Consider the following 22237-nt stretch of genomic DNA (forward strand, 5'->3'; position numbering starts at 1 on the left):
GCCCTACCTGCCCACGGTGCCGGCCGAGAAGGCCGGCGCGGCGCCCGAGGTGATCGCCGCCATCCGCTACGGCGCAGGCATCGCCGGCGCGCTGCTGGTGCTGGCCATCGGCAAGCTGGCGGCACGCAACAAGAAGACGGCCGAAGCCGAGGCCTGAGCGAGCGCCGCCGCCGCGCGCGCACAACAGGGGCTGCTTCGGCAGCCCCTGCCTCTTTGGGAGCGTGCAGGCGCAAGCCCTGTGATAACGTGCCACGCTCACTCAAACGCACGAATCGCACATGGGACGGATGCGCGCCGCGGTCTGGAAAAGCGACTGGTTCCTCGGCCTCGCCGTCGTGGTGTTCGTGCTGGTGTTGCATGCCCTTACCGATGCCATCTCCGGGCTGGAGCGACGCTTCTATGACTTCAGCATGGCGTCGAGCGCGCGCGTGCCCTCGGCCGACGTGGCCCTCATCGCCATCGACGACGCCAGCATTGCGAAGATCGGCCGCTGGCCCTGGTCGCGCGACGTGCATGCCCGGCTGATCGACCAGCTCTCCGCCGGCGGCGCCAAGACCATCGTCCACACGGCGTTCTTCTTCGAGCCGCAGACCGATCGCGGGCTCGAGCAGCTGCGGCGCATTGCGCAGACGGTGGCGGCCGACCCGGAGCTCGCGCCCAATGCAACGCTGGCGCAGGCCTTCAAGGACGCGGAAGCCGCGCTGGACACCGACGGCCAGCTGGCCCGCAGCGTGGCCGCCAGCGGCCGTACCGTGCTGGCGGCGCAACTGGTGCCGGGCCTGCCGCTGGGCCGTCCCGACGGCAGCGTGCCCGCCGAGGTGCTGCCCTCCACGCTCGAGGACCCGGGCGGCGTGCTGCCGGCCACGTCGGCGGCCGCCTGGCCCCTGCCGGCGCTGGCCCGCGGCGCCGCGGCCGTCGGCCATTCGAATTTCATCCCTGACGCCGACGGCACGGTGCGCAGCCAGGCCCTGCTGCTCAGCCACGACGGCCGGGCGCTGCCTTCACTGCCGCTGGCCGCGGTGACGCGGCAGCTGAATCTCAAGGTGCCCGAGGTGCGCCTGGACGCGAGCGACGATTCGGTGCAGCTGGGGCGGCTGCACATCGGCACCGACGGTGCGGCGGTGATGCGCCCGCATTTCTACGCCAGCCGCGAAGGCCGGGCGCCCTTCACCACCGACTCCTTCCATGCGGTGCTGGCCGGGACGGTGCCGGCGGCCAAGTACGCGGGCAAGCTGGTGCTCATCGGCGCCACCGCCGCGGGTGTCGGGTCGCTGCTGTCGACGCCGGTGTCGCCGGCCATGCCGAGCGTCGAGGCGCTGGCCCATGTGAGTTCGAGCCTGCTCGCGCAGCATTTCATCACCCAGCCGGCCTGGGCGCTGGGCTTTTCGGTGGGCGCGGTGGTCGCGGTGGCCGCCTACCTGCTGCTGGTGCTGCCGCGGCTTTCGGCACCGGTGGGTGCTGCCATGTCGCTGCTGGTGGCCGCCACCCTGCTCGTGCTGGGCTACGGGCTGCTGACGCAGGCTTCGGTCTGGGTGCAGGCGGTGCTGCCGGTGGTGGTGCTGGTGATCGGCCACCTGGCCCTCACGACCCGGCGCTTCCTCGTCACCGAAGCCGGCAAGGAGGAGGCCGACGCACGATCGGCGGAGTCGTTCCGCATGCTGGGCCTCGCGTTGCAGGGGCAGGGCCAGCTCGACATGGCATGGGACAAGTTCCGCCGCGTGCCGATGGACGCTCGCCACGGCCCCGAGCTGATGGACAACCTGTACAACCTGGCGCTGGACTTCGAGCGCAAGCGTCAGTTCAACAAGGCGCAGGCCATCTACGAACACATGGCCGGCTTCGACGACGGCTACAAGGACTTGAAGACCAAGCTCAAGCGAGCCAAGAATCTCTCCGAGAGCATGATCACCGGCGCGGGTGCGGGCGGCCCGGCCGTCCCTCCCACGCTCAAGGCGGATGGCGAAGTGGAAAAACCAATGCTGGGGCGCTATCGCGTCGAAAAGGAAATCGGCCGTGGCGCCATGGGGGCGGTGTACCTCGGCCGCGACCCCAAGATCGGCCGCCTCGTGGCCATCAAGACCATGGCGCTCGGCCAGGAATTCGAAGGCGCCGAGCTGAAGGATGCGCGGGCGCGCTTCTTCCGCGAGGCCGAAACCGCCGGCCGGCTCCAGCATCCGGACATCGTCACGATCTTCGATGCCGGCGAGGAGCACGACCTCGCCTACATCGCGATGGAGTTCCTGAAGGGGCATGACCTGTCCGCCTACAGCAACCCGGCGCGGCTGCTGCCGGTGCCGGTGGCGCTGCGCATCATCGCGCGCGTGGCCGATGCGCTGGCCTACGCGCACAGCCAGGGTGTGGCGCACCGCGACATCAAGCCATCGAACATCATGGTCGACATCGCCGCCGACACGGTGAAGGTCACCGACTTCGGCATCGCGCGCATCACCGACTCGAGCAAGACCAAGACCGGCGTCGTGCTCGGCACGCCGTCCTTCATGTCGCCCGAGCAGATGTCCGGGCGGCGCGTCGACGGCCGCAGCGACCTGTACTCGCTGGGCGTCACGCTGTTCCAGCTGCTGTGCGGCCGCCTGCCGTTCCGCGGCGACTCCATGGCCGCCCTGATGTACGCCATCGCCAACGAGCCGGCACCCGACATCCGGACCATCAAGCCCGAGCTGCCGGAGGCGCTGGCCAACATCGTGGCGCTGGCGCTCGAGAAGCGGCCCGAGATGCGCTACGGCGACGGCCGGCAGTTCGCCGCCGACTTGCGCGCGGTGGCGGCGGCGCTCGACGCGCAGCGCACGGCGCCGCTGCCCAAACCTGTGGAAGAACTCACGCAGCCGCCCGCGCCTAGCGGAATGGAGCCCACTTTGAAACTGCCCACGCGCACCGATTTGGAGGGGGGGCCCTCGGCCGATCCAGTGCAAAATGCCCCTCGCTAACGCCTGCTTACCTTGTCGCCACCCATGAGTTTCGAGTTCTTCAGCGTGACCGACACGGGTCGTGCGCGCACCAACAACGAGGACTCCGTCGCCGTGGACGAGCAGGCAGGCCTGGCGGTGCTGGCCGACGGCATGGGCGGCTACAACGCCGGCGAAGTGGCCAGCGGCATGGCCACCGCCTTCATCAAGTCCGAACTCGGCCGCTGGCTCACCGAAGCTTCCATCAACGCCACCGACACCGACGTGCGCCGGGCGATGGACATCTGCGTCGACAACGCCAACCGTGCGATCTTCAATGCGGCCAACTCCAACCCGCAGTACGCCGGCATGGGCACCACGCTGGTGGCGGCCGTGTTCCGCGAGGGGCGGCTGCTCATGGGGCACATCGGCGACTCGCGCGGCTACCGGTGGCGACAGGGCAAGCTGCAGCAGATCACCCGCGACCATTCGCTGCTGCAGGAGCAGATCGATGCCGGGCTCATCACGCCCGAGCAGGCAGCGTTCTCGGCCAACAAGAACCTCGTGACGCGAGCGGTCGGCGTCGAGGACACGGTGCTGCTCGAGACCCACCTGCACGACGTGCTGCCCGGCGACATGTTCCTCATGTGCTCGGACGGGCTGTCCGACATGCTGGACGACGAGCGCATCGCTTCCGTGTTGCGTCTGCACGACTCATTGCCTGAAGCGGGCGCAGCGCTGGTGGCCGCCGCCAATGACGCGGGCGGAAAGGATAATATTGCCGTGGTCCTTGCGCGCGCGCTGGGTACCACGTCGCCGACCCGCTCGTGGTGGCCTTTTCGGCGCTGACCGTTGATCGCCGACGCCACAGAGGGCCTCCCGCAAGCCGTCAGTTCTCGTCCCGCTACCGGCCGCATCACAAAACACTTCGGAGACATACAGGGGTCACGCATGGGAAAACTGGTCGTTTCGCTCGACGGCGTTGTCATCAAGGAAGTCCAGATCACCAAGGACAAGACCACGCTGGGTCGGCGCCCCTACAACGACATCGTCATCGACAACCTCGCGGTCAGCGGTGAGCATGCGGTGTTGCAGATGGTCGGCCAGGACGTCTTCATCGAAGACCTCAACAGCACCAACGGCACCTACATCAACGGCAAGGCCGTCAAGAAGCAGCTGCTGCAGCACAACGACACGGTCGAGATCGGCAAGTACAAGATCAAGTACCTGCTCGAGGAAGCCTCCGACTACGAGAAGACCATGGTCATGAAGCCGGGCCAGGCGGTGGGTGCCGTCGGCCAGGGCGGCTTCTCCAACACGGCGCCGCTGGGCACGCCTTCAGGGTTCGGCCCGCTGGGCGGCCCCGGCGTCCCCAATGCGGCGATCAAGGTGCTCAACGGGGCCGCGGCCGGTCGTGAGGTGGCCCTGTCCAAGGTGGTCACCACCGTCGGCAAGCCCGGCGTGCAGGTGGCTTCCATCACCAAGCGGCCCGGCGGCTATGTGTTCGCACATGTCGAAGGCACGGCAAGGCCCACGGTCAACGGCAACCCGGTGAGCGCCGAGCCGGTGCAGCTCAAGAACGGCGACGTCATCGAGCTGGCCGGCACGCAGATGCAGTTCGTGCAGCCCTGAGCTGCGAGCCGCGTCTCCCCGTATTCACGGCGCCCAAGGGCGCCGTGATGCATTTCACAGGGCCCAGACGCGTATCACCGCGTTACTCGAATAGCGTGATGAACTCGCCCCGGCTGCTATTGCGCTGCCGGGTGGGCCTCGGCAGCATTGGTGACGCGCGCGTGACCGCCGCTCGCGACACTGCGGCGGTGGCCGTTACCGCTCCTCGAAGCCCCGGCTTCACCTTCTGTCCGCCAAATGATCGTTCGTGTCCTCGGATGCTCCGGTGCCATCGCCGCCGGCTGCAAGACCACCGCCTTCCTGCTCGATGACGACGTGCTGGTGGACGCGGGCACCGGCGTGGGTGACCTCACCCTGGACGAGCTGGCGAAGATCGACCACATCGTCTTGAGCCACTCGCACCTGGACCATGTGCTGTCGATTCCCCTGCTGGCCGACAGCGTGATGCGGCGGCGCATCACCGAAAGCGACTACCGGCCGATCCACGTGCATGCGCTGCCGCAGACGCTCTCAGCGCTGCGCCAGCACGTCTTCAACGGCGTGATCTGGCCCGACTTCACCCGGCTTCCGACCGACAGCCGCCCCATCCTGAAGCTGGTGCCCATCGAGGTCGGCCAAGTACTGCAGCTCGGCGGCAAGCGCATCGAGGTGCTGCCGGCGGCGCACACCGTGCCGGCGGTTGGCTATGCGGTGGATACGTCGTCGGGCTGGTGGGTCTACACCGGCGACACAGGTCCCAACCCTGCGCTCTGGGCGGCGCTCCAGGGTCGTCGCATTGCGCAGCTGGTCATCGAAACCGCCTTCGGCGACGACGAGCGTCCGCTGGCCGACTTGAGCAAGCATCTGGCGCCCAGCTCCTTGGCGGCCGAACTGCAGCAATTGGCCGGCAGCGTGCCGGTGCACATCACCCACACCAAGCCGGGCGAGCGCGAGGCGGTGCTGGCCGAGATCCACGCCATCGAGACGCGGCATCGCATCGTGCCGCTGGCCAGCGGCGAGTGCTTTTCGCTCTGACGCCCATGGGCGAAAGTCCCATGGGTGCCGCTAATTGGCAGCTCTCGATCTGACAAAAAGCGTCAGCAAAGACCGTCAGATGTAGGTGGGCGTGACTGTCTGTGTCCTTGTTCAGCCATTTCGTCACTGTTTGCTGCGCAATCCATCACAAATGCCCTCGTCAGGCCGCTGGCACGGCCTCTGCAACAGAGAGATCGCAATCCACCACCACTCACTACCCGGAGTAGTTACATGAAGCGCGTTCAACAAGGTTTCACCCTGATCGAACTGATGATCGTGGTTGCGATCATCGGTATCCTGGCCGCCGTCGCCCTGCCGGCTTACAACGACTACCAGACCCGTGCCCGCGTGACGGAAGGTCTGGCTCTGGCGGGCGACGCCAAGGCCATGATCAACACGTCGGCTTCGACGGCCGCTGAAACGACCGCTGCCGTTACTGCCTGGAACGGCCAGGTCGGTGACCGGGGCGCCGCCAGCAAGTACGTCGACAGCATCCTGATGACCACCGATGGCAACGCCGTGGTCACCGTGACCTACAACACCACCAACATTGGTGGCCTGACCGCCGCGACCAACACGCTCGTGCTGACGCCTTACGTTCGTCACGGCTCCGCTGCTACCGACGTGGCCCTGATCAGCGCCGCTCAGGCCGCTGGCCAGCAAGGTCCGATCGACTGGGGCTGCGCTTCCGACACCAGCACTGTGTCCACCGGCCGCAGCCTGCCGCCCGCCACCCCGGGCACGCTGCCCGCCCGCTTCGCTCCGAGCGAGTGCCGCTAAGCAAGACCTGACACTCACCTGAGTGACAAGAGAGGGGCTGCATGCTGCAGCCCCTTTTCTCCTTTTGAGGCCTTGAATCCGCATGGGCGGGCGAGATCGCTATGACTGCTTCAGTTGTCCGTTTCAGGTTGAATGACCGTGGCTTCACGCTGGTGGAGCTGCTGATCGCGGTGGCAGTGATCGGCATCGTGGCGGCGTTCGCGCTGCCGGCCTACAGCGACTACATGACCCGCGGGCGCATCAGCGAAGGCCTGGTGCTGGCCGCCGGCGCGAAGCTCGCGGTGGCGGATGCGCCTCGCACGATGGCCGATGTGCAGGCCGCGGCCGACGACTACAACGTCAATCCCGCGCGCAGCAAATACGTGCGCCAGGTGGCGATCAACAACGCCACCGGGGTGATCACCGTCACGCTGAACGAGGGCAATGTCGGCGGCCTCACCGCTGTCACCAACACCATCACCCTGTCACCCTTCGTGTTCGCAGGCGGGGTCGCCGCCACCCTGGCGGATGCCTACGCGGCCAATACGGCCGGTTCGGTGGTGTGGGCCTGCGCGTCCGAGAGCGCAGGCGTCGCGGTGCAGCGCGGCATGACGCCGGCGATGCTCGGCAGAGTCCCGGCGCGCCTGGCGCCTGCGGACTGCCGCTGAACCCGGTGCGACGACAATCGGCGGTCCATCTGACTGCTCGATGACTCGAATGAATGCGACGACCCCGGGGCCCGTGTCGACGGCCCTCCGGCGCCGTGCCCTCGCGGCGGGTGTCCATTTCCTGCTGTCCCTGCTCGTGGCCCTGCTCACCGCCTTGCTGGTGCTGTGGCTGTGGTATCCATCGCCCTACGACGTGCTCGCCGGCGGCCGCGGCCTGTTCTGGCTGGTGGTGTCGGTCGACGTCGTGATGGGTCCGTTGCTGACCTTCGTGGTCTTCAACGAGAAGAAGCCACGCAAGGAGCTGGTGCGCGACCTCGCCATCATCGGTGCCATGCAGCTGGGCGCTCTGGCCTACGGGCTGCACACGGTCTACGCGGTACGGCCGGTCGCCCTGGTGTTCGAGACCGACCGCTTCCGGGTCGTCACCGCATTCGATGTGCGAGTCCAGGAGCTGCCGCGGGCGCTGCCGGCCTACCGCGAGTTGCCGATGGCGACCCGCTGGCTGCTCGGAACGCGCACGTCCCAGGCAGGAGACGAGCGCTTGCAGGCCATCGATCTGGCGCTTCAGGGCTATGACGTCGGCCAGCGCCCCAGCTACTGGCAGCCGTATGAACAGTCGAAGGCGGCCGCGCTCGAACGGGCCCGTCCGGTATCCGTGCTGCTCAAGCAGTATCCGCAGGCGCAGTCCGATCTGCAGCAACGCCTCTCCGCTCACGGCCTCGCGGCTGACAGCGCCCGCTTCCTGCCCGTGATGGCCCGCGCACAAGGCTGGAGCGTGCTGCTCGAGCCCGATGGCGACATTGCCGGCTTCGTGCCCTACGACGGCTTCTTCTGAGCGCCGCCCTTCGCCGCCACAATCGCGGCATGCCGACGAATGACCTCCCGCCCCTCGAGCGCCATGCGCGCGAGGGCGCTCCGAACATGCCGCTCGCGTTCATGGCAGTCGTGCTGCCGACGCTGCTGGCCTACAACGCACCGCCGTCTTCCACCTTCTACAACCAGGCGCTCGCACTGGGCGCATGGGGCGCGTTGTGCGCCTGGCTGCTCGTGTCGCTGCCAGCCGTCGTTCCTGCAAAGGGCAGCAGCCGCCTTTGCATGCTGGCGGCAGCGATGGCGGTGCTCGCGCTGGCGGCGCTGGTTTCGCCCCTGTGGACGCGCCTGCCTGCCAGCCTCGCCTTCGGCTCGGCCGCCGTGGTCGTCGCGGCTGCACTGGTGGGCTGGGTGGCGTGGCGCGTGGGTGCGAGCGGGCGCGCAGACGAGGCGTTCGGCGTGTTCTGCCTGTCGCTTGCGGTCGCGGGCCTCCTGAGCACGGCCATCGCGCTCGTGCAGGTCTTTGCGCCCGACTGGGCCGACGGCACCTGGCTCGCGAAGTCCGGCTTGCCCGGCCGGGCGGTCGGCAACCTGCGCCAGCCCAATCACCTCAGCACGCTGCTGCTCCTCGCGTGTGCGTCCGTCGTGTGGCTGGCAAGCGCATCCCGCGCAGGCCCGCGGCGCGACGCGGCCTGCGTCGCAATCCTGGTGGCCCTGGTGTGGGGCGTGGTGCTCACCGGCAGCCGCACCGGGATCATCGGCGTCTTCATGCTCTCGGCATGGGGCCTGATCGACCGGCGTCTGTCACGCCCGTTGCGCATCACCCTGCTGGCCGCTCCGCTGATCTATCTCGCCTGGTGGGGCGTGATGGAGCTGTGGGCCAATGAAAGCGCCCACAACTTTGGCCGCACGGTCAATGGCGGCGGCGACATCTCCAGCTCCCGGTTCGGCATCTGGGCCAACACGCTGGCCTTGATCCGGATGCATCCGTGGGCCGGGGTGGGCTTCGGCGAGTTCAACTTCGCCTGGACCCTGACACCCTTCCCCGGTCGCCCCGTCGCATTCTTCGACCACACCCACAACCTGCCGCTGCAGTTCGTCGTCGAACTCGGCATCCCCCTCTCACTGCTCGTGATGGGGCTGCTCGGCTGGGCGCTGTGGGGTCTGGTGGAGCGCGTGCGCAAGGGTGGCGCGGGGCACCCGGCCACTGAACGCGCGGCCCTTTTCATGGTGCTGCTGGCCGGTGTGCACAGCATGCTCGAGTACCCGATGTGGTACTCGTACTTCCTCCTGCCGGTGATGTTCGCCTGGGGTCTGGCGCTCGCCCCGGCACTGCAGGAGAGTGGGCTCACGGCAGCATCGGCCCCACGCCGGTTCGGCCTGCTGGCGGCATGCGGCGTGGCCCTGGCGCTCGGCGCGCTGTATGCCGTGTGGGACTACCAGCGTGTCGTGGCCATCTACGCGCCGCCTCCCAGCCCCGCCCCGCTCGCCGAGCGCATCGCCCGCGGACAGCACAGCCTGTTCTTCTCCCATCAAGGCGACTACGCGGCGGCCACCACCGCCGGCTCACCCGGCGAGGCGATCGAAGCCTTCGAGCGTGCCGCGCACAACCTCATCGATGCGCGCCTGCTGCGCAGCTGGGCCGAAGCGGAGGCCCAGCTCGGCCACCTCGACCGCGCGCGTTATCTGGCGCATCGCCTGCGCGAGTTCCGTCATCCGCTGGGTGACCAGCTCTTCGCGGTGTGCGACGGTTCGCAGCAGTCGGTGGACGAGAACTTCCAGTGCGGCCCCGAGCCGACCCACCTGACCTTCGAGGACTTCCGCCGCCCGCGCGCGAACGGCGCGAACTAGGACGCGGCGACCCACTCGCCTGACTTGCCGCCGCGCTTCTCGAGCACGCGCACCTCGCCCATCACCATGCCGCGGTCGGCAGCCTTGCACATGTCGTAGATGGTGAGCAGGCCCACCTGCACGGCGGTCAGTGCCTCCATCTCGACGCCGGTGCGCCCCAGCGTCTCGACCTGCGCCGTGCAGCGCACGCCGGGCAGGGCCTGGTCGACCTCGAACTCCACTGCCACGCGGGTCAGCGGCAGTGGGTGGCACAGCGGTATGAGGTCGGCCGTGCGCTTGGCGGCCTGGATGGCCGCGATGCGCGCCACGCCAAGCACGTCGCCCTTCTTCGCGCTGCCCGACGCGATGAGTGCCAGCGTGGCGGCCTGCATGCGGATCTGCCCGGCAGCACGTGCCACGCGGTGGGTGACGTCCTTGTTCGCCAGGTCGACCATGTGGGCCTGGCCTTGTGCATCGAAGTGAGTGAGCGGCGAAGACATCGCAGGCGGGCTTTGCAGTGGTTTACAAATGCGGGTCATGATAGTCCTGCGCGGTGCGAACCGCGGGTCGTCTTTTGCGGTCCCATCGCCACCGTTCGCAACATCGGATCTTGCGCATGCCCCTACCTCCTCGCTTTCGCTGGCGCCGCATCTCGGCGTTGGCTGCCTGTCTGGTCGCGCTGAGCCCGCTGGCGGGCCCTCCCGGCCTGCCGCAGGCGATGGCCCAGAACCGACTGCCCGCGCTGGGCGATGCCACTGCGGCCGAGCTGTCGGTGGTGTCGGAGAGACGGCTGGGCGACCGCATCATGCGAGACATCCGGCGCGACCCGGCCTACGTCGACGACCCGGTGCTGCTCGCCTACGTGCAGTCGCTGTGGGAGCCGCTCCTCGGCGCTTCCCGGTCGCGCGGTGACCTGCCGACCGAGCTGGCTGACCACTTCTCGTGGGAGGCCTTCCTCGTGCGCGACCGCTCGATCAACGCCTTCGCGTTGCCCGGCGGCTTCGTCGGCGTGCACCTGGGCCTGATCGCGATGACCGGCACGCGTGACGAGCTGGCCTCGGTGCTGGCGCACGAGATGTCGCATGTCACCCAGCGCCACATCGCGCGCATGATCGGCAACAGCCAGCGCACATCGATGATCGGCATCGCCGCGGCCATCCTCGGCATCCTCGCCGCCAGCCGCAGCCCCGAGGCTGCCAATGCACTCATCACCGGCGGCCAGGCCGTCACCGCGCAGGGTCAGCTCAACTTCTCCCGCGACATGGAGCGCGAAGCCGACCGCGTGGGCTACGGCGTGATGACAGGCGCCGGCTTCCAGCCGGCCGGCATGGCGGCCATGTTCGAGAAGATGGCCAGCGCCTCGCGGCTGAACGACAGCAACAACTTCCCCTACCTGCGCAGCCACCCGCTGACCACCGAGCGGATCGGCGAGGCCCGCTCGAGGCTGGGCGTGGGAGCCGTCGCGGCCGCAGCCAGGCTCACCAAGGGCCCGCTGGAGCATGCAGTGATGCGCGGGCGGGCTCGGGTGCTGATGGACCTGCGTGCCGAGGCGCTTGCCCGCATCGGCGCCAGCGATGCCGAGCCCACGCCGGACAGCACCGCCGAGCACCTGGCCGCGCAATACGCGGTGGCGCTGGCCGCAGTGCGCCAGCGCGACTGGACGCGCGCCGATGCCGCGATCAAGGCCGCGGCCGGCCTCGCGCAGGGCGAAGGCGGTGCACAGCGCCAGGTGAACCTGCTGCGCGCCGAGTCGTTCATCGAGCGTGGCGATGCACAACGCGCCGGCGAAATGCTCGCCATCTTTGCGGGCGACAGCTCACGGCCGGTGCGGCTGCTGCGGGCGCGCCAGGCCCTCATGAGCGGCGTGCCGCGCAGCGAACTGCAGCGCAGCGCCGACGAGCTGCAGACCTGGGTGGCCCTGTACCCGCAGGACGCGCTGGCGTGGGACTACGCCGCGCAGAGCTGGGACCGCCTGGGCCAGCCGCTGCGTGCGGTGCGGGCGCAGGCCGAGGCCCGGGTGGCCATCGGCGACCTCGAAGGCGCGGTGGACCGGCTGCGTTCGGGCCAGCGGCTCGCGCGCCAGAGCCCGGCGCGCGACTCGGTGGAAGCGTCGGTCATCGAGGCCCGGTTGCGCGACGTGCAGGCGCAGCGGCGCCGCGAGCTGGTCGATGAGCGCGGCGAACGCGAGCCGCCGCCTGACCAGCAGCAGTAGCGGCTCGTTCGCCTCAGTCGCGGTTGAACAGCCGCTCGAGCGCCGCGTCGATCACGAGGCCGCAGGCGCTGTACAGCAGCGAACCGATCAGTGCCGCGACGAAGCTGCGCACCGCAAAGCCGTCGAGCACGTAGGCCGCGCTGTAGAACATCAGCGCATTGATGACGAACAGGAACAGCCCGAGCGTCACCACCGTCACCGGCAGCGTCAGCACCACCAGCAGGGGGCGCAGCACCGCGTTGAACAGGCCCAGCACCAGCGCGGCGATCATCGCGGAGCCGAAGCTCTTGATCTCGACGCCGGGGTAAACGTGGGCCACCAGCAGCAGGGCGGCTGCCAGCAGCAGCCATCGGATGAGGGTCTTCATGGCGCGCGCAGGATACCCCGGCGGCGCCGTCTCGGCCACCGGGGGCTGCGCTCAGGCGTGGTGGCGCGCGCCGCTTCGACTGCCGCGCGGCGCGGCCCAGCCCTGCGGCAGCTGGTCGAGCACGCGATCAGGGTCGAGGGATCGCACCGGCACCGCCAGGTCGGCCGGGATGCGGCCGCGCGCCACGAGTGCCATGTAGCGCAGCGCGCAGACCCGCAGGAACGATGCGAAGTTGCCGACCTCTCCGCGGGCGGCGACCAGCTCGTCGTACAGGCGCGCGAGCAGCTGGGCCACGCTCAGTCCGTCGCGCCTGCCGATCTCCTCCAGCACGTCCCAGTAGAGGTTCTCGAGCCGCAGGCTCGTGACCACGCCGTGCAGCCGCACGGAGCGCGTGCGCGACGCGTAGGACTCGGGGTCGGCCCGGATGAAGATCTCGCACATCGAATCGCTCCTTGCGGCGGTGTCGCCGATGCTCAATGCGTGATGCGCGTTCCCAGCACCGCCAGAAACTGCGCGATCCACGCCGGATGCGCAGGCCAGGCCGGCGCGGTCACCAGCTTGCCATCGGTGACGGCCGCGTCAATCGCCACCTGCGCATAGCTGGCGCCGGCCAGTTCCACCTCTGCGGCACAGGCCGGATAGGCCGACACCCGCTTGCCGCGGATCACGCCGGCGCCGGCAAGCAGCTGCGCTCCATGGCAGATGGCCGCGATCGGCTTGTCGGCGCGCGCGAAGGCCTGCACCAGCTCGACCACCCGGGCGTTCATGCGCAGGTACTCGGGCGCCCGCCCGCCCGGTATCAGCAGCGCGTCATAGGCGTCGGCGCGCACCTCGTCGAAGGTGGCGTTCAGCGTGAAGCGGTGGCCGGGCTTCTTGGAGTAGGTCTGCGCGCCGTCGAAGTCGTGCACCGCGGTGGCCACCCACTCGCCCGCCTTCTTGCCGGGGCACACCGCATGCACGGTGTGTCCCACCGCCTGCAGCGCCTGGAACGGCACCATCGTCTCGTAGTCCTCGGTGTAGTCGCCGGTGATCATCAGGATCGTCTTGCTCATCGCTGCTCCTTCGGTCGCGCCTTGATCGGCCGCTCGGGCATTGTGGAAAGGGCTCATGCAAGCGGGTAGTAGCCCGCTACCGCGCCATCGAGGAGGCCCGCCTCGAGGGCTCATCGCCGCTTCGAGTGCGAAGAGTGATGTGACGCCACGACAAAACGGCCCGCAAACCCGCGTGAATACGTGCTTTCAGAGTGAAAACTGCTTCTCAATGCAGCACTCAGGCAGTACCATTCGCCCCGCAGGGTTGCTGAGAGAACGAAAGCTCATGTGGCTTCGCCCGGGCCCGGCACATCAACCAACCATTTGATGGAGAGTTTCAACATGGCAACTGCGAAGAAGGCCCCCGCGAAAAAAGCGGCGGCGAAGAAGGCCCCCGCCAAGAAGGCGGCACCGGCCAAGAAGGCCCCTGCGAAGAAGGCAGCCCCGGCGAAGAAGGCGGCACCGGCCAAGAAGGCACCGGCCAAGAAGGCCGCCGCCAAGAAGGCCGCTCCGGCGAAGAAGCGCACCCCCAACGCGGCCTTCATGAAGGCCCTGACGCCCAGCGCCGCGCTGGCCGCCATCGTGGGTGACAAGCCGCTGCCGCGCACCGAGGTCACCAAGAAGGTGTGGGAATACATCAAGAAGAACAAGCTTCAGGACGCCGTCAACAAGCGCATGATCAATGCCGACGCGAAGCTGAAGGAAATCTTCAAGAAGGCCCAGGCCTCGATGTTCGAGATGACCAAGCTGGTGAACAGCCACCTGAAGTGATCCGGTGAGCTGAACCTGCCAAGGTTGCAGAGGCCCGCTTCGGCGGGCCTTTGTTTTTTCAGGCGAGCAGCTGGTCGAGCTCCTGCAGCAGGCGCTGCACGTCGATCGGCTTGGTCCAGTAGCCATCGAAGCCCGCCGCCAGGGCGCGCGATACCTGCTCGGGCATCGCGTCGGCCGACAGGGCGATGCAGCGCACCCCCGCAGTGGCAGGGTGGGCGCGCAGCCGCTGCAGCAGCTGCAGCCCGTTCATGTCGGGCAGGTTCATGTCGACCAGCATCAGGTCTGCGCCGCGCTGCCGTGCCATCGCCAGCCCCTGGCGGCCGTCGCAGGCCACCTGCAGCTGCCAATGCGGCCGGGCGCGGAACAGCTCCTGCATCAGGACCACGTTGAGCGGTTCGTCCTCGACGTAGATCAGCTGCCGTGCGGCGGCTTCGCGGGAGGTCTGCGGCAGCGCTTCGGCCTGCGGATCCGTGCTGGCGCTGGCAGGCGCGCAGCGCGGCAGCACCACGCGGAACGCGCAGCCCTGCCCCGGTTCGCCCTCGACGTCGAGCGAGCCGCCCTGGGCCTGCACCAGCTGGCGCGCAATCACGAGGCCCAGCCCGCTGCCTTCGATGCGGCGGGCCTCCGCACCCAGGCGCGCGAACGGCTGGAACAGGCGGGCCCGCTGCTCGTCGGTGAGGCCGGGGCCAGTGTCGTGCACGGCGATGGTCACCTTGCGGGCCGTGGAGTCGACCGTGACCCACACGCGGCCGCCGTCGCGGTTGTACTTGATGGCGTTGGACAGCAGGTTCATCAGCACCTGCTCGAGCGCTCGCGTGTCCGCCCGCACCCACAGCGTGGTGGGCGGTGCCGGTACCAGCACGATGCCGCGCGTGGCCGCCAGCGGCGCCACCAGCGCGAGGCAGCCCTGCAGCGAGGCAGCCAGTGCCACCGGCTCGGCTTGCAGGGTGAAGTCCTCGCGTTCGATGCGGGTCAGGTCGAGCACGTCGTTGATGAGCTCGAGCAGGTGGCGGCCGGCGCGCTGCACGCTCGACAGCCGCTGCCGCTGCACCGGCGCGAGCGGATGCTCGCCGTCCAGCTCCATCAGCTGCGCGAAGCCCAGGATGCCGTTGAGCGGCGTGCGCAGCTCATGGCTCACCCGCGAAAGGAAGGCAGTCTTCGCGCGGCTGGCACGTTCTGCCTCGAGCTTGTCGCGACGCAGCTGCTCGGCCTGCAGCTGCTCCGTCACGTCGCGGCAGGTGCCGATCAGGCTGGTCGGCTCGCCGTCGTCGTTGCACTGCACCTGCGCGAGGAATTCGAGCCAGCGCGGCGTGCCGTCAGCGCGCCGGATGCGGTAGCGCGCTTCCAGCGTGCTGCACTGCTGCACCGCGCGAAGCACCGCGGCCTCGGCGTTGCCGCGGTCCTCGGGGTCGATCTGAGCGAGCCAGTCGGCGAACGTGAAGTGCGGCGGCGGATGCGGCAACCCATGGTTCGCGTTGGCCTGCGCATCGAACTGCACCGCCTGCGTAGCCACATCGAGCATGCCGATGCCGATGCCGGCGGCCCCGGCCGCCAGGTTCCAGCGTTGTTCCGACTGGCGCAGCGCCTCTTCGGTTTCCCTGCGCTCGGTGACGTCGGTGATGAAGCCGTGCCACAGGGTGCCGCCGTCGGCCAGACGCTCCGGCGTGGCGCGTGTCTCCAGCCAGCGCTGCTGCCCGCCCGCCAGGCAGACGCGCTGCTCGTAGCGTGCCGGGCTCAGGTCGCGCTCCGAGGCGGCAATGGCGTCCAGCACGGCGGGCAGGTCGGCCTCGTGGATCATGCCGAAGGCCCGGCCAGGGTCGGCCAGCACCTCGGCCGCCTCGACGCCCACCAGCTCATGGATGCGTTCGCTGACGAACGGGAAGCTTTCGCGGCCGTCGGGGTGCCGCTGGTACTGGAACATGACGCCGGGCGCCTGTGCCATCAGCCGATGCAGCAGTTCGTCGCGCGCGCGGTGGCCGGCCGCTGCCGCGATGCGCGCGGTCATGTTGCGTGCGGTGCCGCGCCAGCCCGTCAGCCGGCCCCGGGCATCGAACACCGGCACTGCGCTGCGCGACACCACGAGCCGCCCGCGCGGCGTGGACTTCTCGGTGAGCGCCCGCGAAAACGGCTGCCCGCGCGCGAGCAGCTCGTGCAGGGTGCCGCCCGCCGGCCGGCCCTCGGCATTGAGCAGCGGCGCGTCGGCGATCGGCTCGCCGATCAGCGCGGCCGGCGGCAGGCCGGTGATGGGTTCGAAGGCGCCCGAGATCCACTGGTAGCGGCCCTGCGCATCGGTCTCCCACATCCAGTCGCCCGACGCACGCGCAAAGTCCAGCAGGCGCTGCTGCTCGGCCTGGTGGCTCCGCAGCAGGCGCCGGTTCACCAGCAGCTCTCCCGCGGCGCGCGCCAGCAGCTGCAGTGAGCGGCGGTCCGTGTCGCTCAGCCGGCGCGGCGCCGGGTCGATCACGCACAGGGTGCCCACGGCGCAGCCGTCCACCAGCAGCGGCTCGCCGGCATAGAAGCGCACGAAGGGCGCGCCGGTGACCAGCGGGTTGTCCGCGAAACGCGGGTCGTCGCGCGCATCGGGGACCTCGAGCAGGGAGCCTTGCGCCACCGCATGGGCGCAGAAGGTGGTCTCGCGCGGGTAGTCACCACGGCCGGGGCCGCCGAAGCCGGCCTTGATCCATTGCCGGTCGGCATCGATCAGCGTCACGAAGGCGGCGCTGCAGCCGAGCAGCCGTGCGGCGCATTCGGCCAGGCCGTCGAAGCTCTGCTCGGATCCGGAGCCGAGGATGTCAAGGCTGTGCAGGACGTCCAGTCGTGAGGATTCGTTGGCGGGGACCGGGACGGGCGGGTGCATCGCTTCGACGTCAGAGGCAGGACCGGGCATTCTCAGCGAGGCCCCGGCTCGCTGCAGCAGGGCAAACCGCTAGCGCCCGCAATGCTGCGTTCAGCGCGGCGCGGCCAGCCCGAAGAGTTCGGCCCCGTTGTCCCATGCGATGCGGCGGGCCACTTCCGGCGGCAGCTCGCCGAGCCATTCGCGCGCTTCCTGCATCAGGCCCTCGTAGCCCTGCCAGCGCCCGTTGATCCAGGTGTCCGAGCCCACCAGGAAGCGCTGCGGCTGCTCGGTGAAGAGGTCGCGCCATTCGGCGCTCAGGCGCCCGCCTTCGGTGAGGCCGGGTCGGTAGGACAGCTCGCCCAGCAGCAGCGGGTACCGGGCCAGCAGCTCGCGCACGCGCGCGACCGGCACGCCGCCGATGCCGGTGTGGGCCCAGATGAGCCGCGCCTTGGGGGCGTGGGCCATCAGCTTGTCGATGGCCACGTCGTCCACATGGGCCAGCACGGCGAGCCCGCGCTGCTGCGCCAGCTGCATCAGCCGGCGCGCGGTGGGGCCGTCGGCGTTGGCGCTGTCGTAGAGGTGGAACTCGCCCAGGCCGCGATAAGGCCCGGCCGGCGTGCCTCGCGCGAGCTCGGTCTCGACCATCGTCACGATGCTCGGGTCGGCGAACCAGCCGGTGTAGTCGGCGCGGTTGCGGTACAGCCGCACGAAGGGCACGACGGTGACGCCGGCGGCCGCCGTTTCGGCGCGGGCTGCGGCGAGCGTGCGGGTGCCGTCGTTCGGGCGGCTGTTGGCGACGATGGCGCGTACGCCGCTGCGCTGCATGCGGCCCAGCGCATCGGGCAGGCCGTGCTGGTTCCAGGCTTCGTCGTTGTAGTGCAGGTGCGCATCGAACAGCGGGCCGCGGTAGGGTTCGGCCGCCGCCGGCACGCTCAGCGCAGCGCACAGGATCGCTGCGACCAGGCTGCGCATCGGCCTCACCCCACGTGCTCGTGCAGGAAGGCCAGCGTGCGTTCGCGCGCCAGGCGCGCCGAGGCTTCGTCGTAGGAGCCGCGCTGGTCGCAGTTGAAGCCGTGGCCGGCGTCGTACAGGTGCACCGCCACCTCGGGCCGGGCTGCGGCGAACTGGCGCACGCGCGCGACCGGGATGTGCGCGTCGGTCTCGCCGAAATGCGCCAGCACCGGGCACAGCGGCTGCAGCTGGGCCGCCTCCTGCATGCCGCCGCCGTAGTAGGTCACCGCGGCGGCCAGCCCCGGCAGCCGGGCAGCGGCCAGCCAGGCGACGTAGCCGCCCCAGCAGTAGCCGACGATGCCCACGCGGCCGGCCGGCTCGATCTGCTCGATCGCCGCGGTGATGTCGAGCAGCGGTTCGGTGGTGTCCTGGCCCGCCGCGGCGGCCTTCAGCGCGCGGCCGCGCTCCATGTCGGCTGTGCCGTAGCCGAGCTCGATGCCGCGCTCGGCGCGGTCGAACAGCGCCGGCGCGATGACGAGGTAGCCGTCACGGGCATAGCCGTCGGCCACCGCTCGGATGTGGGAATTGACGCCGAAGATCTCCTGCACCACCACCAGCCCGCCGCGCGGCGCGCCTTCGGGTGCCGCCAGGTAGGCGCCGAAGCGGTGGCCGTCGGCGGCTTCGAGTTCGATCATCGTGCCCATGTGTCATTGCTCCCTTGGCTGCTGCAGTGGCTTCAGGCGGCGCTCGACGAAGTCGAGCCGGTCCTGGCCCCAGAAGATCTCGCCGTCGATCAGGTAGCTCGGGGCGCCGAACACGCCGGCCTCGATGGCCTGGCGGGTGTCGGCTTCATAACGCGCCTGCACCGCGGGCGACCGCGCGTCGTCGAGCCGTGCCGCGGCCAGGCCCTGCTCGGCAAGCAGCGCGCCCAGCGTCGCCGGGTCGGCGATGTTGCGCTCGTCGGCCCACACCGCGCGCATCACCGCGCCGGCCAGCTTCATGGCCGCGCCGGTGCCGTCGGCCTGGTCGACCGCCAGGATGAGCCGCGCCGCGTCGTCGGCCGGCACCGGGAAGAACTTCGGCTGCGGATTCAGCGGCACACCCAGCCAGCGGCTGAAGCGTTCGAGTTCCACCAGCCGGTAGGCCTGGCGCTGCGGCGCCCGCTTGGCCAGCGGCAGGCCGCCGGAGACGGGGAAGACCTGGCCCAGGTCCATGACATGCAGCCGCACGCTGGCGCCGTGCGCCGCGGCGATGTCGCTCAGCCGCTGGTGGCCCAGGTAGCTCCAGGGCGACTGCGGCGCGAAGTAGTAGTCGATGGTGGTGGTAGTCAACTGCGGCCCCCTCGGGTGTGACGATTGGGGCCGCAGTCTATGCACTCACCGCCGCCTCGTCAGAGCAGGGGCTTCAGGTAGCGCCCGGTGTGGCTCGCCGGGTTGGCCGCCACGTCTTCCGGCGTGCCCACCGCCACCACCGTGCCGCCGCCGGCGCCGCCCTCGGGGCCCATGTCGATCAGCCAGTCGGCCGTCTTGATGACGTCGAGGTTGTGCTCGATCACGACGATGGTGTTGCCGTGGTCGCGCAGCTGGTGCAGCACCTGCAGCAGCAGCGCGATGTCGTGGAAGTGCAGGCCGGTGGTGGGTTCGTCCAGGATGTAGAGCGTGCGGCCGGTGTCGCGCTTCGACAGCTCCAGCGCCAGCTTCACCCGCTGCGCCTCGCCGCCCGACAGCGTGGTGGCGCTCTGGCCCAGGCGGATGTAGCCCAGGCCCACGTCGAGCAGGGTCTGGAGCTTGCGTGCGATGGACGGCACCGCGCTGAAGAACTCGTGCGCGTCCTCCACCGTCAGCTCGAGCACCTCGCTGATGTTCCTGCCCTTGTAGAGGATCTCGAGCGTCTCGCGGTTGTAGCGCTTGCCGTGGCAGACGTCGCACGGTACGTAGACGTCGGGCAGGAAGTGCATCTCCACCTTCAGCACGCCGTCGCCCTGGCAGGCCTCGCAGCGCCCGCCGGCCACGTTGAAGCTGAAGCGGCCCGGGCCGTAGCCGCGCTCGCGGGCGGTGGGCACTTCGGCAAACAGCTCGCGGATGGGCGTGAACAGGCCGGTGTAGGTGGCCGGGTTCGAGCGCGGCGTGCGGCCGATCGGCGACTGGTCGACGTTGATCACCTTGTCGAACGCGTCCAGCCCTTCGATGTCGTCGTGCGGGGCCGGGTCGAGGTGGCTCTGGTAGAGCTTGCGCGCCACCGCCGCATACAGCGTGTCGTTGACCAGCGTGCTCTTGCCGGAACCCGACACGCCGGTCACGCAGGTGAACAGGCCGACCGGAATCTCGGCGGTCACGCCCTTCAGGTTGTTGCCGCGGGCGTTGACGATCTTCAGCGCGAGCGGCTCGGCGCTGTCGGCGAGCGAACGGCGCCGCGCAGGCACCGCGATGCGCAGCGTGCGCGCGAGGTACTGGCCGGTGAGCGAGTCGTCGCTGGCGGCCACCTCCTCGCAGGTGCCTTGCACCAGCACCCGGCCGCCATGCACGCCGGCGCCGGGGCCCATGTCGATCACGTGGTCGGCGGCACGGATCATGTCCTCGTCGTGCTCCACCACCAGCACGCTGTTGCCCAGGTCGCGCAGGTGCTTGAGCGTGCCGATGAGCCGGTCGTTGTCGCGCTGGTGCAGGCCGATGCTGGGCTCGTCGAGCACGTACATCACGCCGGTGAGGCCCGAGCCGATCTGGCTGGCCAGGCGGATGCGCTGCGCCTCGCCGCCCGACAGCGTGTCGGCGCTGCGGTCCAGGCTCAGGTAGTTGAGGCCCACGTCGTTCAGGAAGGTCAGGCGCGAGGCGATCTCGCGCACCACCTTGTCGGCGATCTCGGCCTTGGCGCCCTTGAGCTGCAGGCGGCTGAAGATGCCGTGGGCCTCGCGCAGGGTGGCATGCGAGATCTCGTAGATCGGCCGCGCGCTGCCGTCGCTCGCGTCGACCAGCTTCACGTGGCGCGCTTCGCGGCGCAGCCGGGTGCCTTCGCAGTCGGGGCAGGCCTTGTGGCTCTGGTAGCGCGCCAGCTCCTCGCGCACCGCGACCGAATCGGTTTCGCGGAAGCGCCGCTCGAAGTTCGGGATGATCCCTTCGAAGGGGTGCCAGCGTTTCACCGACCGCTTCTTGCCGCTCGCGCCTTCGGCCTCGTAGACGAACGGGATCTCATCGCTGCCCGAGCCGTACAGCAGCACCTGCTGGTGCTCGGAGGGCAACTGCTCGAACGGCGTGTCGATCTTGAAGCCGTAATGTTTCGCCACGCTCTCGAGCAGCGAGAAGGTGTAGGCATTGCGCCTGTCCCAGCCCTTCACCGCGCCGCTGGCCAGGCTGAGCGAGGGGAAGGCTACCACCCGCTGCGGGTCGAACACGACCACCTCGCCCAGGCCGTCGCAGCTGGGGCAGGCGCCCACCGGCGAGTTGAACGAGAACAGGCGCGGTTCCAGCTCGGCCAGCGAGTAGTTGCAGACCGGGCAGGCGAACTTGCTTGAAAACAGGTGCTCGCGGCCGGAGTCCATCTCGAGCGCGATGGCGCGGCCGTCGGCGATGCGCAGCGCGGCCTCGAAGCTCTCGGCAAGGCGCTGCTTCATGTCGGGGCGCACCTTCAGGCGGTCGACCACCACGTCGATGTCGTGTTTCTCGGTCTTCTTGAGCTTGGGCAGCTCGGCCACCTCGTACACCGTGCTGTCGATGCGGAAGCGCACATAGCCGCGCGCCTGCATGTCGGCGAACAGCTCCTCATGCTCGCCCTTGCGGTCGCGCAGCACCGGCGCCAGCACCATGAGGCGCGTGTCCTCGGGCAGGGCCAGCACCGCATCGACCATCTGGCTCACGCTGCTGGCCTCGAGCGGCAGCTGGTGGTCCGGGCAGAACGGCGTGCCGGCGCGCGCGTACAGCAGGCGCAGGTAGTCGTGGATCTCGGTCACCGTGCCCACGGTGGAGCGCGGGTTGTGGCTGGTGGCCTTCTGCTCGATCGAGATGGCCGGCGAGAGGCCCTCGATCACGTCGACGTCGGGCTTGTCCATGAGCTGCAGGAACTGCCGCGCATAGGCCGACAGGCTCTCCACATACCTGCGCTGGCCTTCGGCGTACAGGGTGTCGAAGGCCAGACTGGACTTTCCCGAGCCCGACAGCCCGGTGATCACCACCAGCTGGTGCCGCGGGATGTCGAGGTCGATGTTCTTGAGGTTGTGCGTGCGCGCACCGCGCACGCGGATCACCGGCGCGTCGATGGACTTTTCGCGCCGCTGCGGCGCGGCGGTGGCCAGGGTGGCATCGGCAGGTGCCTGGGGCGGCTTGGAAGGGCGGCGGGCCATGGAAGGGATCGTAAGGATCGACCGGAAAGAAGGTGCCAGGAAGGCAACCGGCCATGATAACCAGCGGGCGCTTCGAGGAGCCGGCACTCCTGACACCGTGGCGGCAGGAGGCCCCTCATC

Annotated in this window: 19 protein-coding genes; 10 read left to right on the plus strand and 9 right to left on the minus strand. The window is 69.5% G+C overall.

Annotation, left to right across the window (positions count from 1 at the left end):
• Positions 1-278 precede the first annotated feature (278 nt).
• The 8 genes from E8D38_RS10900 (at position 279) to E8D38_RS10935 (ending at position 9637) form a co-directional block, all read left to right on the plus strand.
• Positions 279-2945: a CHASE2 domain-containing serine/threonine-protein kinase gene (locus tag E8D38_RS10900; protein WP_140629232.1), complete on the plus strand. Its 2667-nt coding sequence runs from the start codon at positions 279-281 to the stop codon at positions 2943-2945.
• Between the two features lie 24 nt (positions 2946-2969).
• A complete protein-coding gene (locus E8D38_RS10905; RefSeq protein ID WP_140629234.1) occupies positions 2970-3752 on the plus strand; it encodes a Stp1/IreP family PP2C-type Ser/Thr phosphatase in 783 nt (260 codons plus the stop codon).
• A gap of 102 nt (positions 3753-3854) precedes the next feature.
• Positions 3855-4535 carry an FHA domain-containing protein gene (locus E8D38_RS10910; protein ID WP_140629236.1) on the plus strand — a complete coding sequence of 227 codons (681 nt, stop codon included), beginning with the start codon at positions 3855-3857 and terminating at the stop codon, positions 4533-4535.
• A 237-nt stretch (positions 4536-4772) separates the two neighbouring features.
• Positions 4773-5549: an MBL fold metallo-hydrolase gene (locus E8D38_RS10915; protein ID WP_140629239.1), complete on the plus strand. Its 777-nt coding sequence runs from the start codon at positions 4773-4775 to the stop codon at positions 5547-5549.
• A 231-nt stretch (positions 5550-5780) separates the two neighbouring features.
• Complete coding sequence (locus tag E8D38_RS10920) at positions 5781-6329, plus strand: pilin (protein WP_140629243.1); 549 nt, start codon at positions 5781-5783, stop codon at positions 6327-6329.
• 101 nt (positions 6330-6430) lie between these two features.
• Positions 6431-6976, plus strand: a complete 546-nt coding sequence (locus tag E8D38_RS10925; protein WP_140629247.1) for a pilin — start codon at positions 6431-6433, stop codon at positions 6974-6976.
• A 49-nt stretch (positions 6977-7025) separates the two neighbouring features.
• The gene (tfpZ, locus tag E8D38_RS10930) at positions 7026-7811 is read left to right on the plus strand and encodes a TfpX/TfpZ family type IV pilin accessory protein (RefSeq protein ID WP_140629251.1); all 786 of its coding nucleotides are present in this window, start codon (positions 7026-7028) and stop codon (positions 7809-7811) included.
• A gap of 29 nt (positions 7812-7840) precedes the next feature.
• The gene (locus E8D38_RS10935) at positions 7841-9637 is read left to right on the plus strand and encodes a PglL family O-oligosaccharyltransferase (RefSeq protein WP_140629256.1); all 1797 of its coding nucleotides are present in this window, start codon (positions 7841-7843) and stop codon (positions 9635-9637) included.
• On the opposite strand, the gene moaC is transcribed toward E8D38_RS10935, so the two are convergent.
• On the minus strand, positions 9634-10116 hold the full coding sequence (gene moaC, locus E8D38_RS10940; RefSeq protein WP_140629261.1) for a cyclic pyranopterin monophosphate synthase MoaC: 483 nt from the start codon (positions 10114-10116) through the stop codon (positions 9634-9636). The two genes, E8D38_RS10935 and moaC, sit on opposite strands and share 4 nt — an antisense overlap.
• A 116-nt stretch (positions 10117-10232) precedes the next feature.
• On the opposite strand from moaC, the gene E8D38_RS10945 reads away from it, so the two are divergent.
• Positions 10233-11828, plus strand: coding sequence for a M48 family metalloprotease (locus E8D38_RS10945; RefSeq protein ID WP_140629265.1), 1596 nt, complete (start codon positions 10233-10235; stop codon positions 11826-11828).
• A 13-nt stretch (positions 11829-11841) separates the two neighbouring features.
• Here E8D38_RS10945 and E8D38_RS10950 read toward each other — a convergent pair whose 3' ends face one another.
• Genes E8D38_RS10950 through E8D38_RS10960 form a run of 3 tightly spaced genes read right to left on the minus strand, consistent with a single transcriptional unit; the run spans position 11842 to position 13247 of the window.
• Positions 11842-12195: a phage holin family protein gene (locus tag E8D38_RS10950; RefSeq protein WP_140629271.1), complete on the minus strand. Its 354-nt coding sequence runs from the start codon at positions 12193-12195 to the stop codon at positions 11842-11844.
• 51 nt (positions 12196-12246) lie between these two features.
• Entirely contained in the window at positions 12247-12636 is a 390-nt protein-coding gene (locus E8D38_RS10955) for a ribbon-helix-helix domain-containing protein (RefSeq protein ID WP_140629277.1), read from the minus strand.
• 32 nt (positions 12637-12668) lie between these two features.
• Positions 12669-13247, minus strand: coding sequence for a DJ-1/PfpI family protein (locus E8D38_RS10960; RefSeq protein WP_140629280.1), 579 nt, complete (start codon positions 13245-13247; stop codon positions 12669-12671).
• Positions 13248-13568: 321 nt separating this feature from the next.
• Between E8D38_RS10960 and E8D38_RS10965 the strand changes: the two genes are divergently transcribed.
• The gene (locus E8D38_RS10965) at positions 13569-13997 is read left to right on the plus strand and encodes an SWIB/MDM2 domain-containing protein (protein ID WP_140629283.1); all 429 of its coding nucleotides are present in this window, start codon (positions 13569-13571) and stop codon (positions 13995-13997) included.
• A gap of 58 nt (positions 13998-14055) precedes the next feature.
• On the opposite strand, the gene E8D38_RS10970 is transcribed toward E8D38_RS10965, so the two are convergent.
• From E8D38_RS10970 to uvrA, 5 genes are all read right to left on the minus strand, one after another.
• Positions 14056-16854, minus strand: coding sequence for a hybrid sensor histidine kinase/response regulator (locus tag E8D38_RS10970; RefSeq protein WP_181179053.1), 2799 nt, complete (start codon positions 16852-16854; stop codon positions 14056-14058).
• A 90-nt stretch (positions 16855-16944) separates the two neighbouring features.
• The gene (locus E8D38_RS10975; protein WP_140629290.1) at positions 16945-17805 is read right to left on the minus strand and encodes an amidohydrolase family protein; all 861 of its coding nucleotides are present in this window, start codon (positions 17803-17805) and stop codon (positions 16945-16947) included.
• A 5-nt stretch (positions 17806-17810) separates the two neighbouring features.
• Positions 17811-18488, minus strand: coding sequence for a dienelactone hydrolase family protein (locus E8D38_RS10980; protein ID WP_140629293.1), 678 nt, complete (start codon positions 18486-18488; stop codon positions 17811-17813).
• Between the two features lie 3 nt (positions 18489-18491).
• Positions 18492-19115: a 2-hydroxychromene-2-carboxylate isomerase gene (locus E8D38_RS10985; RefSeq protein ID WP_140629300.1), complete on the minus strand. Its 624-nt coding sequence runs from the start codon at positions 19113-19115 to the stop codon at positions 18492-18494.
• Between the two features lie 59 nt (positions 19116-19174).
• Complete coding sequence (gene uvrA / locus E8D38_RS10990; RefSeq protein ID WP_140629308.1) at positions 19175-22117, minus strand: excinuclease ABC subunit UvrA; 2943 nt, start codon at positions 22115-22117, stop codon at positions 19175-19177.
• Between the last annotated feature and the right edge of the window lie 120 nt (positions 22118-22237).

Origin of the sequence: Methylibium rhizosphaerae (genome assembly GCF_006386545.1) — a bacterium.
In the GTDB taxonomy this organism is placed as follows: Bacteria; Pseudomonadota; Gammaproteobacteria; order Burkholderiales; family Burkholderiaceae_C; genus Pseudorivibacter; species Pseudorivibacter rhizosphaerae.